The organism is Streptomyces sp. NPDC043176 (assembly GCF_056436715.1).
Genome location: NZ_JBWKCA010000019.1, coordinates 23,248 through 36,133, shown reverse-complemented (window position 1 = coordinate 36,133; position 12,886 = coordinate 23,248). Strand labels below are relative to the sequence as shown.

The window sequence follows — 12,886 nt, the reverse complement described above, 5'->3', positions numbered from 1 at the left end:
GGGCGGGGCGGTGGCGGGCGGGAGCCTCGGGACCTCAGGGCACCGTCACGACGACCTTGCCGTTGAGGCCGCCCTCGGCGTTGGCGCGCTGGGCGTCCGCCGCCCGCTCCAGGGGGAAGGTCCTGGCCACCCGTACCGTCACGACGCCGTCATCGACGAGGTCGGCCAGGACCGCGAGGTCGGTGGGGTCGGGCCGGACCCAGAAGTAGCGTCCGCCGAGGGCCAGGACCTCGCCGTCGGCGATCGAGGCGAGACGGCCACCGGGCGCGAGCAGCCCCGCGGAGAGCTTCAGGTACGGCCCCCCGATGGTGTCGAGGACGGCGTCCAGACCCAGCGGGGCCAGGGCCCGGACCCGGTCGGCGAAGGTCGCCTCGTCGTAGCGGACCGGCTCGGCGCCGAGCGCGGCGACCTGTTCGAGCCCCGCCTCCCGTGCCGCGCCGATGACCCGGCAGCCGAGGTGCCTCGCGATCTGCACGGCCATCGAGCCGACGCCACCGGCCGCCGCGTGCACGAGTACGGTGTCGCCGGCGCCGACGAGCAGCGCCCGGTGGAGCGCCTGGTAGGCGGTGAGGCCGACGAGGGGCAGTGCCGCGGCCTCCTCGAAGCCGACCGTGCGCGGTTTGCGGGCCAGGGTGCGGACCGGGGCCGCGACGTACTCGGCGAAGGTGCCCCGGGACAGGAAGTCCTCACGCACGTACCCCATCACCTCGTCGCCCTCGGCGAACTCGGGGACGGACACCCCGGTCCTGACGACCACCCCGGACACGTCCCAGCCCGGAACGACGGGGAACACCGCGTCCATCATGCCGTCCAGGTACCCGGCCTGGCACTTCCAGTCCACCGGGTTCACCGACGCCGCCCTCACCCTGACCAGGACGGCGTCCGGCCCGACCTTCGGTTCCGGCCGCTCGCCGTACTCCAGCACCTCGGGACCGCCGTACCGGCTGTAGCTGATCGCCTTCATGCCTCCGACCCTGTGCGGGGGCACGGGACGCCGCAACTCGGACGAGGGACGGAGACGCGGGCCTGAGCGGACGGGGCGGAGACGCGAGGCGAGGATGCGGGCCGGAGCGCACGGGGCGGAGACGCGGGCCGGAACGGGGTACAGGCGCGGGCCGGTGCGGACGGGTTCGTTCCGGCTTCCCCCGGGGCAGGGACGGCTGGCACGCTTCGCCGTGTCCAGTCGGGCTCTCAACCGGGGGAAACACCTTGTCTGCCACCGATCCCTACGTCGTCGCGCTCGCGCCGAACGTCCACGCCTTCGTCCAGCCCGACGACGGCTGGTGCCTGAACAACGCCGGGTTCCTCGGCGACGCCGGCGAGTCCCTGCTCGTCGACACCGCCGCCACCGAGCGCCGGGCACGCCTCCTGCGCGAGGCCGTCCTCGCCCAGGGACTGCCGCTGCCGTCGACGATCGTCTCGACGCACCACCACGGCGACCACACGTACGGCAACGGCGTCTTCCGCCCCGAAGCGCGGATCGTCGGGCACGAGAACTGCCGGGCCGAACAGCTCGCCGCCGGCCACCAGCTCCATCTGCTCTGGCCCCAGACCGACTTCGGGCGCGTCGACATCCTCCCCCCGTCCCTCACCTACCGCGACCGCCTCACGCTGTACGTCGGGGACATCGAGGTACGCGTCATCCACCCCGGCGCCGCCCACACCACCGGCGACTCCGTCGTGCACCTCCCCGACCACGGCGTCGTCTTCACCGGCGACCTCGTCTTCCACGGCGGAACCCCCTTCCTCCCCATGGGTTCGCTCACCGGCTCCCTGCGCGCCCTCGCCCTCCTGCGCTCCCTCGACGCGCCCACCGTCGTCCCCGGCCACGGCCGCGTCACCGACCCCTCCGCCTACGACGCCACCGAGCGCTACCTCCTCTGGGTCCAGGAACTCGCCGCCGAGGGATACGCCAAGGGCGCCACCCCCCTGGAGACCGCCCGCCGCGCCGACCTCGGCGAGTTCGCCGCGTGGCGCGAGAGCGAGCGGCTGGTCGCCAACCTCCACCGGGCGTACGCCGAGCTCGAGGGGCGCGAGGAGGGGGCGCCGCTGGATCCCGTGGCGGTCTTCGGCGACATGGCCTCGATGAACGGTGGCGTGCCGGTCGCCTGCCACGCCTGACACCCCTTACGGGCCGCGGTCCCCGCCCTCCCCTGCGGGCTGCGCCCGGCGCCCCTCGGCGCGGACGCCCCGACCGTCATGAAGCCCTCGTCCCACTGGGGCGGCGCCCGCCCCCGCGCCCCCGCGCAATCGTTCCGCCGGGGCGGCGCCCAACCCCGCGCCCCGCGCGTTGTGGGCCCTCGCTCCGCCGGGGCGGCGCCCACCCCCGCGCCCCGCGCGTTGTGGGCCCTCGTTCCACTGGGGCGGCGCCCACCCCCGTGCCTCCGCACACCCCGTTGTGGGCAATCGTTCCGTTGGGGCGATGCCCACCCGCAACCGCCGGTGCCCCGCGTTGTGGGCAATCGTTCCGCTGGGGCGGAACGGGTGGGCACAACGGACGGCGCCCCGTGCCGGGCCCAGGCTTCCGCGCCTGAACCCGCACCCCGTTGTGCGACGCCGTAAAGGTGCGGGTCCAGGCACAAGGAGCGGAGGCGCCGCCAAGCGCGCCGTCCCGTGTGCCCACCCGTCCCGCCCAGCGGGACGATTGCCCACACGACGGGTGGGCGAGGGCGCAGCCCAGGCGGAGCGGGCCCACGGCGAGGACGGCAGCCCAGGCGGGCGGGGGCACGTACGGGGCGGGGGCGAAGGCCCACACGACAGCGGGCGAAGGCCCACGCGGCAGCGGGCGTGGCGGGCGGCAGCCCAGGCGGAGCGGGCCCACGCGGCAGCGGGCGAAGGCCCACACCGCGGTGGGCGACAGCCCGGGCGGGGGGCGGGCCCGGCTCACGGGTGCGGCGGGCGCGGGATGGACCGGCAGCCGGCCGGGGCACCCGGCGGCCGGGGGTGCTCGGCGGCGGGGGGCACCCGGCAGCCGGGGGTGCTCGGCGGCGGGGCGCACCCGGCGGCCGGGTGCCCAGTGGCGGGCGCACCCGGCAGCCGGGGGTACCCGGTGGCGGGGGCGCACCCGGTGGCCGGGGGTGTTCGGCGGCGGGGTTACCAGTGGGGTGGGGTCCAGGTGGGGTGGGCGGAGAGGATGGCGGCGGTGTCGTCGCGGTCGCGGAGGGCGACGTCGGCGGTGAGCCAGCGGTGGTGCAGCGCGGCGAGCGCGGCGCGGTCGAGGTGGACGCCGAGGCCGGGCGCGTCGGAGACGGGGAGGTGGCCGGCGCGGAAGGCGGGGCGGGGGGTGACGACGTCCTCGGTCTGCCAGGGGTAGTGGGTGTCGCAGGCGTGGTGGAGGCCGGGGAGGGTGGCGGCGACCTGGGTCATGGCGGCGAGGCTGATGCCCAGGTGGGTGTTGGAGTGCATGGAGAGCCCGACGCCGTACGTCCGGCAGAGCGCGGCGAGTTCGCGGGTGCGGTGGAGCCCGCCCCAGTAGTGGTGGTCGCAGAGGACGATCCGCACCGCGCCCTTCGCGAAGGCCTCGGGGATCTCCTCGAAGGTGGTCACGCACATGTTGGTGGCGAGCGGCACGTCCGTGCGGGCGGCGATCTCGGCCATTGCGTCGGTGCCGCTCGCCGGGTCCTCCAGGTACTCCAGGACGTCCCGCAGTTCGTGTGCGACGGCGAGTGAGGTGTCCACGGACCAGGCGCCGTTGGGGTCGAGGCGGAGGGGGCGGCCGGGGAACTCCTCGGCGAGGGCGCGGATCGCGGCGATCTCCTGCTCGGGCGGGAACACTCCGCCCTTGAGCTTGAAGGAGCGGAAGCCGTGGAGGCGGTCGAAGCGGCGGGCCTGGGCGACGACGCCGGCCGGGTCGAGGGCGGCGCCCCAGTCGTCCGTGGGGCCGGCGCCGGGGTGGGCGGCCCAGCGGTGGAAGAGGTAGGCGCTGTACTCGACCGAGTCGCGGACCTTGCCGCCGAGCAGGGCGTGGACGGGGAGGCCGAGGGTCTTGCCGAGGGCGTCGAGGCAGGCGGTCTCGAAGGCGGAGACGACGGAGAGGCGGAGCTTGTCGGCGGTCCGCACGCCGCGCAGACCGGCGGCGCCGACCCCCGCCTCCGTGACCGGCTCCGGCGACAGCGACAGCGACGACGACGGTGCCGGTGCCGGTGCCGGTGACGAGCTGCCCTCCCCGTCCGCCGTCGGTGCGGCCCCCACACCGGCCAGTGCGAACAAGGCGTTCACGTCCGTGATCGGGTGGCCGGGGAGGGCGTCGGCGAGGGGGCGGGCGAGGTCGAGGTAGACGGTGTCGCCGTAGGTTTCGCCGAGGCCGGTGACGCCGGCTCGGGTGACGACTTCGACGATGAGGCGGGGGGTGTAGGGCTGGTGGACGCCCTGGACGTTGAGGAGGGGTGGGTCGGAGATGAGGATCGGGGTGAGTCGGACGTCGTCGACGATCAGCATCGAATCCATATGTGAACTCTATTCAGGCACACGATCGGCGACCAGAGGGCGGAGGAGCCATTTCCGCCGCGGCCTGGACGGCATACCGACTGGTCGGTCATCATGAACGCCGACCGAAGCCGACCCGGAGGTACGCACGTATGAGCTCCGCCCCGCTGCCAGGACTCGACCCCGAGCAGCTGCGCCGCTTCCTCGACCGCGAGAGGCCCGGGCTGGTGGCCGGTCCGCTCGAAGCACGGTTGATCGAGGGCGGACGATCGAACCTGACGTACGTCGTGAGCGACGGCACCGGCCGCTGGGTCGTGCGCCGTCCTCCGCTGGGGCACGTGCTCGCCACCGCCCACGACATGAGGCGCGAGCACCGTGTGATCAGCGCCCTGGCCGGGACGGGGGTGCCCGTCCCGGGAGCGGTGCTGCTCTGCGAGGACGAGTCGGTGCTCGGGGCGCCGTTCTACGTGATGGAGTTCGTCGAGGGGACGCCGTACCGCTCGGCCCGTGAACTCGCGCCGCTCGGCCCCGAGCGCACCCGCGCCGCCGTCCTCGGCCTCGTCGACACGCTGGTCGACCTGCACGCCGTCGATCCCGCGGCCGTCGGCCTCGGCGACTTCGGCCGGCCCGAGGGCTTCCTGGACCGGCAGCTGCGCCGCTGGGGCAAGCAGCTGGACGCCTCGCGCGGCCGTGAGCTGGCCGGCGTCGACGAGCTGCACGCCGCGCTGGGGCGCTCGCTGCCGGTGTCCCCGGCGCCCGCCGTGATCCACGGCGACTACCGGCTGGACAACGTCCTCATCGGCGGGGACGACCGCATCCGGGCCGTCCTCGACTGGGAGATGTCCACGCTGGGCGACCCGCTCACGGACCTGGGCCTGCTCGTCATGTACAGCACGCCGCTCGACCTGCCGAACTCGCCCATCTCCACCACCGCCACGGCCCCCGGCCATCCGAGCGCCGCCGAACTCGTCGAGCGCTACGCGACCCGCTCCGGCCGCGACACCTCCGCCCTCGCCTGGTACACGGCCTTCGCCTGGTTCAAGCTCGCCGTGATCCTGGAGGGCATCCACTACCGCTTCACGCTCGGGCAGACGGTCGGTGCCGGCTTCGACCGCATCGGCGAACTCGTGCCCGTCTTCATCGAGCACGGCCTCACGACCCTTCAGGAAGGCTGATCCGCCATGGACTTCGCGTACGACGCCCGCACCGAGGAACTGCGGACCAGGCTCCTCGCCTTCATGGACGAGCACGTGTACCCGGCCGAGGCCGTCGCCGAGGAGCAGCGGGCCCGGCTCGCGTCGCCCTGGGACACCCCGCAGGTCGTCGAGGAGCTGAAGGCCGAGGCGCGGCGGCAGGGCCTGTGGAACCTCTTCCTGCCCGACGAGCGGTACGGGGCCGGGCTGACCAACCTCCAGTACGCGCCGCTCGCGGAGATCACCGGCCGCAGCCCGCACCTCGCCCCGACCGCCCTCAACTGCGCCGCCCCGGACACCGGGAACATGGAGCTGCTCGCCCAGTTCGGCGACGAGGCGCAGCGGAAGCAGTGGCTGGAGCCGCTGCTCGCGGGCGAGATCCGCTCGGCCTTCGCGATGACCGAGCCCGAGGTCGCCTCCTCCGACGCGACCAACATCGAGACCCGGATCCGCCGGGACGGCGACGAGTACGTCGTCGACGGACGCAAGTGGTACATCTCGGGGGCCATGAACCCCGACTGCAGGATCTTCATCGTCATGGGCAAGACGGACCCCGACGGTGCCGACCCGCGACGCCAGCAGTCCATGATCCTCGTGCCCCGCGACACCCCCGGTGTGGAGGTGCGGCGCGCGATGCGGGTGTACGGGTACGAGGACCACTCCCACGGCGGCCACGCCGAGGTCCTGTTCGACGGCGTCCGCGTCCCCGCCTCGCACCTGATCGGCGAGGAGGGCGGCGGCTTCGCCATCGCCCAGGCCCGGCTCGGCCCGGGCCGCATCCACCACTGCATGCGCCTCATCGGCATGGCGGAGCGGGCCGTCGAGCTGATGTGCCGCCGCGCCGTCTCCCGTACCGCGTTCGGGAAGCCGCTCGCCGCGCAGGGCGTCGTCCAGAACTGGATCGCGGATGCCCGCGTGACGATCGAGCAGCTGCGGCTGCTGGTCCTCAAGACCGCCTGGCTCATGGACACCGTCGGCAACCGGGGCGCGCACACCGAGATCCAGGCCATCAAGATCGCGACTCCCCGCGCGGTCGTCGACATCATCGACAAGGCCGTGCAGGCGCACGGCGCCGGCGGCGTGTCCCAGGACTTCCCGCTGGCCGAGCTGTGGGCGGCCGCGCGGACGCTGAAGCTGGCGGACGGCCCCGACGAGGTGCACCAGCGGTCGCTGGCGCGCCGGGAGCTGAAGAAGTACGTGTAGGGGCGGGATCCGGGTGCCGGGCGCGGGGGCGCCTGGGCCCGGGTGTCAGCCCAGGCGGAGGCAGAGGATGCCCGTCGCGGTGTGGACGCAGAGCCGTTCGTCGTCGAGCCAGTCGAGACCGAGGACCTCACCGCCGAGGTGGATCCGGTGCAGGACCTCGGTCGTATCGGCGGCGAAGAGCGTCAGGGCGCCGTCGGAACCGGCGGTCAGGACCGTCGGGCGGCCGTTCCTGGTCTGCAGCCGGAGCGCGGTCACGCGGACCCGGTCGGGGCGCGGGACGATGTCCGGCTCCCCGGGGGACACGCCGAACGAGGCGGGGAAGCGGGTGCGGACGGCGAGTTCTCCGTCCTGCGTGACGTACCCGAGGGCGGGGCCGCACGGCCACCGGCCCAGGTCGTGGATGACGTCCACCGAGGTCAGCCGCATGGTGAACCGGACGGTGTCGTCCGGCACCGAGCGCACCGTGAGGAAGGGCCGGGGCGGAGGCGCTTCCTCACTGCCGCCCGAGCTTTCGCTCCGGTACCCGACGGCGACGGCGAACACCCTCGCGCCGTCCGGCACGAGCCGCACCGAGCGGACGTCGTTCAGCCCCAGGCGCAGGAGCACCTTCACCCGGCCGTCGGCCGTGTGAAGGGCGAGCCTGCGTTCGGCGATCTCATGGTGGCCGATGCAGGCGACGAAACGGGGCTCGCCGCCGCCCGGTACGGGGACGGCCTCGACCAGCCCGCGCGTCAGCTGGAAGGAGGTGGGCGGCCCGCTCGTCCAGGACCGCACCTCGACCGGTCTCCGTTTCCGTCTCTTCTTCGCGAGCCGGTCCCTGAGGAGGACCGGGGCACCCGGGTGGACGTCGACGGCCGGCCCGTCGTCCCGCTCCGCCATGCGGTCCAGTACGGTGCCGTCCTCGCCGTCCAGGAGGCGGGCGCCGTCGGCGTCCTGGACGACGACGACGGGCCGGCCGGAGCTCAGCCCGACCCGGACGGTCGTCTCGGGATCGTCCGCGTTCTCGCCGTCCTCGGGCGGCGGCCCGAGGTGCCAACCCTTGGCCGCCCAGGCGTCGGAGCTCAAGGAGACCAGCCGGAGCCCGTCCGGGCCGTGGCCGGCCGCGAGGAGACGGGACGCGGGCGCGTCGGTGCGGGTGCGGCCGAGGACGGCGCCGTCGGCGCCCTGGGCGGTCACGGCGTACGCGGTCGCCGAGAGGCACATCAGCCCGGCTCCGGTCTCGGGTCCGGAGGCCGGTCCGGCATCGGGGGTGACCAGCAGAGCGGGCCCGTAGGGGTGCCCCGACCATTCGACGAGCCGGAGGCCGTCGGACCGGGCGGTGGACCGGACCCCCACGAGCGGCCCGAAGAGGACGGGATGGGTGGCGGCGGCGATCGTGTCCCCGTGCAGGGCGAAGGCCTCCACGGCGCGGCCGCGCAGGACGCGGTACGTCCTCCGCTCGACGGCCGGGGTGCCGGACGGGTCGCCGGTGAGGTCCCAGACCGTGAGCCGGGCCCTGCGCAGCTTCTCCTTCCACCCGTGCACGCGGGTCACCGCCACCCGGAGCCGCCCGTCGTGGTGCGCGACGGCGATCCGGTCGCCGTCGAAGGCCCGCCACAGGAGCGACCGCCGGCGGGCGGCGTTCAGGGTGAGCGCCGGGGCCTCGCCCGATGCGGTCGCGAGGGTCACCGTGCCGTCCCGGCGGAGGGCGGCGACCAGGCATTCGCCGCCGTGGTCGGTCACGGCGAAGTCCACCGTGTCGGGGGAGGCGGCCACGGCGCCGATCAGGTCTCGGGTCTCCACGTCCCACAGCCAGATGCGGTCGGCGGTCCTGAGGGCGGCCCAGGGGCGGGTGGCACATCCGTGGACGTCGGTGATCCGGCCGAGGTCGGTGGCGAGTTCGGCGAGGAGTTCGCCGCCCTCGGTGTCCCAGGCCCGTACGGGTCCGCCGCGCTCGGCGGTCACCAGGGCGGGCCGGCCGTGCACGGGGACCACGGCGGCGCCGCGCACGCCCCCCTCGAAGGTGCCGAGCGTGGTGTACGGGACCGGGGTCACCTCCGCCCATTCGGTGTCCCAGGGGAGCCGCGGGTACCGGAGCCGTACGGCTCCGGCCAGTTCCGGGGCGCCGGACTGGAAGGCGGAGAGACGTAGCCGGGCGGCGCGGGTGCGCTGGTCGGTCGGCGCGTGCAGCAGCGCCGCGCAGTGCGCGACGGCCCGCGCGGCGGCGCGGCCACGCTCCGTCGCGGCCCGGTTCAGGACCCGCTGGAGCGCGGAAACCGAGGCGGTGAGCAGGAATTCGGGGTCGAGGGCCAGGGCGTCGAGGAGGTCCGTCCCCTCGGCGTGCTCGGCGAGGTGGCGGCGGACGTAGGGGGGTGCGGCGGTCCAGTCGGGCCCGTCCGGGCCTTCGGGGGCGAGCCCGGCGAGGGCGTGCGCGACGTGTCCGCGGGCCGCCGGGTCGAGGGTGGTGCGCAGCGCGTCGGCGTAGGCCTGGTGGTACAGCCGGTAGACCGAGCGCCCGTCGGCGTCCAGCTCCTCGACGAGGTGCTCGCCCACGGCGCCGAGCAGCCAGGCGATGTCCTCCCAGTCGTAGGCCGGGGCGGGCCGGTCGGCGGCCGGGGCGGGGGCGCAGGCGGCCGGGGCGGGGGCGCAGGCTGCGGCGATCGTGCGCCAGACGTGGTCCGGGGGGAGGCCGGGGCCCTCGGCGAGGGCGAGGGCGGCGAGGAGGGGGAGGCCGCGGGCGTGGTCGGGGCCGAGTTGGTGGCGGAGGACGCGGAGGAAGGTGACGCCGGGCGTCTCGCCGACCTCGGGCACGCGCGCGTGCCAGTCGGGTTCGGTGGTGTCGACGGGACGGGCCGCGCGGCCGAGGTAGCGGGCGGCGATGCGGGCCGAGAGGAAGCTGCCGCGGGCCCGGGCGGCGATCTCCCGGGCGACGGTCTCGGCGGCCGCGTCGTCGTACGGGCCGCGGCTGCCGGGCCCGTCGGGTGCCTGGAGGAGGCGGCGTGCGTAGTGGGCGACGTCCTCGCCGCTGTTCTCGCGGGAGTCGTCGAGGTCGAGGACGGCGGGTTCGCCGCCGAAGGCGTCGACGACGTGGGGGCGGGTGCCGACGAGGAGCCGTACGCAGGGGACGCGGAGGAGGGGGCGGAGCAGGTCGGCCGCGATCCGGCGGGCCTCGGTGTCGTCGCCGTGGGCCTCGCCGGCCTCGTCGAGTGCGTCGACGATCAGGTGGAGCGGGGCCCGGCGGGCGGCGAGGGCTCCGAGGAGTGCCTGCGGGGTGTCGGCGGTGACCCCGGCGGCGTCGGCGACGGCGGCGACCAGGTCTTCGAGGAAGCGGTGCCGGGCGTGGACGGCCGTGGGGGCCGGGGCGTCCGCCGTACGGCTTCCGGAGCGGAGGAGCAGTTTGCCGAGGAGGGCGGACTTGCCGACGCCGGGGCCGCCGGTGACGATCAGGCCGCGGCCCCAGGCCCGGTCGCCGTGGGCCAGCCAGTGGCCGATCCGGTCGAGTTCGGCGGTGCGGCCGACGAAGTAGGAGCCGCCGCGTCCGGGTGCGGCGTGTTCGAAGCCCTGCCCGCGCGGGGCGAAGTGGTTCTCGAGGTCGGCGCGGCGGCGCAGGCCCTCGGGGCCGGTCCGGGCGAGCCTGGCCGCGAGTTCGGCGACGTCGCCGTCGTCGTCGCGGGCCTCGGGGCGGTAGCCGGTGTTCTCGAAGGAGAAGAAGGCGTACCCCTCGGTCTCCACGTGCGCGCGTGCGGTCTGGCGTATCCCGGCGCTCCGGTAGATGTCGTTGACGGTGTCGACGACGTGCTCGACGGAGAGGTAACGCTGTTTGAGCGAGACGGAGAGCCGGGCGAGGGCGGTTTCGAGGGCGGCGGCGAAGACCATCGGGGAGGCGGGCTCCCCGGCGCGGGCGACGGCGATCACGGCGAAGTCGGTGAGCCTGCGGCGCACGCCGTCGGCGCCGGCGCCCCGGCTGTCGGCGGCTCCCTGCCGGAGGGCGGCGCGCAGCTGCTCGGCGGCGCTCGCCGCGTCGGCGCCGCCCTGTCCGGCCCAGCAGGTGTCGATGACGAGGAGGACCCGCTCGGCGCCGGATTCGAGGACGTAGCGGGTGAGGTCCTCGGCGGCGAGCGCCGTGCCGGCGAGCCGGTCGGGGTGGCTGTCCGCGCAGAGGAGGTAGTGGCGGCCGGCGCCCTCGACGCCGTGCCCCGTCCAGTAGACGACGACGGCGCTGCCGGTGCCGTCCGTCCGGTAGGCCCAGTCGAGGACGCGGTCCCTGGTGGTGCCGAGGCCGGCGTCGGTGATCCGCTCGTCGACGCGGTAGCCGAGCCCGCCGAAGAGCCGGACGGCGGCGCGTAACTCCTCGGGCGTCAGGGGCAGTTCCGGGGCGTGCAGGTAGCTGCCCGTGCCCACGACGACGAGTCTGCGGTCGATGCCCGCCCGCTCGTGCGTCGTCCCGTCCGTCCCGCCCGCCCCGTCCACGGGCCAGTTATACCCCGGAGGGGCGTCAGGGGCGGAGGGCTCGGAGCAGGAGGTCGGCGAGGTGGGCGGCGACCTGCTCGGGGGTGAGCGGGCCGTCGGGGCGGTACCAGGTGGAGAGGTGGTGCACCGAACCGAAGTGGTAGTCGACGACGAGGTCGGCGGGGGTCGCCGGGGAGAACACCCCGGCGCGCTGCCCCTCTTCGATCAGGGCCCGGAACCGCTCGTGGTAGCGGCGCCGTTCGGAGCGGACCTGCTTGTTCTTCTCCGGGCTGAGGTGGTGCATGGAGCGGAAGAAGATGGCGGCGTCGTCGAGGTTCTCGATGGTCGTGACGACGACGTCGGCGGCGGCGGAGCGCAGCCTGTCCTCGACGGGGGCGGCGGAGTCCGCGAAGGCGTCGAGCCGCTCCTGCTGGAGGCGCAGGACCCGGGAGTAGACCTCCTGGAGGAGGTCCTCCTTGGAGCCGAAGTAGTGGTAGAGGGCGCCCTTGGTGACGCCGGCGGCCTCGACGATCTCCTGGACGGAGGTGCGGTCGTAGCCCTGCTCCGCGAACAGCCGGGTGGCGGCGGCGAGGAGCCTCTGGGGGACGGGCGCACCGCTCTCGTCCGTCGTCCTGGCCATGCTCCGCCGCCTTCCTTCGTGATCGCCCATGATCATCCGCGATGATCCGTGATCGCCCTGGTTCGGGAAACGTCGTTCCCGTCCGTAGATCTTCCCATCCGCCGGGGCCGGCCCTAGCGGCTGCCCGTCTCCCACGCCTGCTGGACGTGGTTCATGGTGCCGAGCCAGCGCTCCGGGTCCGTGGCGCGGTTGCGGTAGTAGCCGGCCACCTCGGGGTGGGGCAGGACGAGGAAGCGGTCGGCCGCGATCGCGTCGAGGAGCGCGTCGGCGACGTCCTCGGGTTCGATGGCGGTCGGGGCGAGGACGAGCTCGCCGGCCGTTCCGGCGGCCGTCAGCATGTCCGTACGGACACCCTGCGGGCAGATGGCGTGGACCTTGAGGCCGCGGTGCCGGTAGGTGAGGGAGAGCCATTCGGCGAAGGCGTACGCGCCGTGCTTGGAGACGCTGTACGGCGCCGCGCCGATCATGGTGAGCAGGCCCGCGGCGGAGACGGTGGAGACGAACCGGCCGCTGCCGCGCTCCAGCCACCCCGGGAGCAGGGCGCGGGCCGCGCGGACGTGGGCCATGACGTTGACGTCCCAGGCGGCGGCCCAGACGTCCTCGTCGGCGAAGGCGTCGCCGGGCGAGGAGAGCCCGGCGTTCGCGCACCAGACGTCGACGGAGCCGCCGAGAACCTCCCGGGCCTCGTCGACGACGGCGGAGGCGTCGCCGGGGACGGCGACGGCGCCGATCTCCTCGGCGACGGCCTTGGCGCGGACGGGGTCGAGATCGTTGACGACGACCCGGGCCCCCTCGGCGGCGAAGCGTCGGGCGAGGGCGGCGCCGATGCCACCGCCCGCTCCGGTGACGACGACCCCGGCGCCCCTGAGCCCGTTCGCGTCCGTGCTCGTGCCCGTTCCCGTGCCCGCGGCCATGGACCCACCTCTCGGCTGTGACGACCTGCTCTGACGACTGTGGCGACGCCCCGCCGTTCTCGCGGGGACCCGGACAGACTAAC

At 74.9% G+C, this 12,886-nt stretch carries 8 protein-coding genes; 3 read left to right on the top strand and 5 right to left on the bottom strand.

Annotation, left to right across the window (positions count from 1 at the left end):
• Positions 1-34 precede the first annotated feature (34 nt).
• Entirely contained in the window at positions 35-964 is a 930-nt protein-coding gene (locus AC067A_RS27175; protein ID WP_479245115.1) for an NADP-dependent oxidoreductase, read from the bottom strand.
• A 245-nt stretch (positions 965-1,209) separates the two neighbouring features.
• Here AC067A_RS27175 and AC067A_RS27170 point away from each other — a divergent pair, with 245 nt between their 5' ends.
• Positions 1,210-2,121, top strand: coding sequence for an MBL fold metallo-hydrolase (locus AC067A_RS27170; RefSeq protein ID WP_479245114.1), 912 nt, complete (start codon positions 1,210-1,212; stop codon positions 2,119-2,121).
• 972 nt (positions 2,122-3,093) lie between these two features.
• Here AC067A_RS27170 and AC067A_RS27165 read toward each other — a convergent pair.
• Positions 3,094-4,446: an enolase C-terminal domain-like protein gene (locus AC067A_RS27165; protein ID WP_479245113.1), complete on the bottom strand. Its 1,353-nt coding sequence runs from the start codon at positions 4,444-4,446 to the stop codon at positions 3,094-3,096.
• A 131-nt stretch (positions 4,447-4,577) separates the two neighbouring features.
• On the opposite strand from AC067A_RS27165, the gene AC067A_RS27160 reads away from it, so the two are divergent.
• Both AC067A_RS27160 and AC067A_RS27155 read left to right on the top strand, forming a co-directional pair.
• A complete protein-coding gene (locus AC067A_RS27160; RefSeq protein ID WP_479245112.1) occupies positions 4,578-5,600 on the top strand; it encodes a phosphotransferase family protein in 1,023 nt (340 codons plus the stop codon).
• 6 nt (positions 5,601-5,606) lie between these two features.
• Positions 5,607-6,821 (top strand): acyl-CoA dehydrogenase family protein, encoded by a 1,215-nt coding sequence (locus AC067A_RS27155; RefSeq protein ID WP_479245111.1) that lies wholly within the window; start codon positions 5,607-5,609, stop codon positions 6,819-6,821.
• A gap of 45 nt (positions 6,822-6,866) precedes the next feature.
• Here the strand turns inward: AC067A_RS27155 and AC067A_RS27150 are convergent, their stop codons facing one another.
• The 3 genes from AC067A_RS27150 to AC067A_RS27140 form a co-directional block, all read right to left on the bottom strand.
• Positions 6,867-11,270: an NACHT domain-containing protein gene (locus AC067A_RS27150; RefSeq protein WP_479245110.1), complete on the bottom strand. Its 4,404-nt coding sequence runs from the start codon at positions 11,268-11,270 to the stop codon at positions 6,867-6,869.
• A gap of 25 nt (positions 11,271-11,295) precedes the next feature.
• The gene (locus AC067A_RS27145) at positions 11,296-11,889 is read right to left on the bottom strand and encodes a TetR/AcrR family transcriptional regulator (protein WP_479245109.1); all 594 of its coding nucleotides are present in this window, start codon (positions 11,887-11,889) and stop codon (positions 11,296-11,298) included.
• A gap of 113 nt (positions 11,890-12,002) precedes the next feature.
• Positions 12,003-12,803, bottom strand: a complete 801-nt coding sequence (locus AC067A_RS27140; protein WP_479245108.1) for an SDR family oxidoreductase — start codon at positions 12,801-12,803, stop codon at positions 12,003-12,005.
• Between the last annotated feature and the right edge of the window lie 83 nt (positions 12,804-12,886).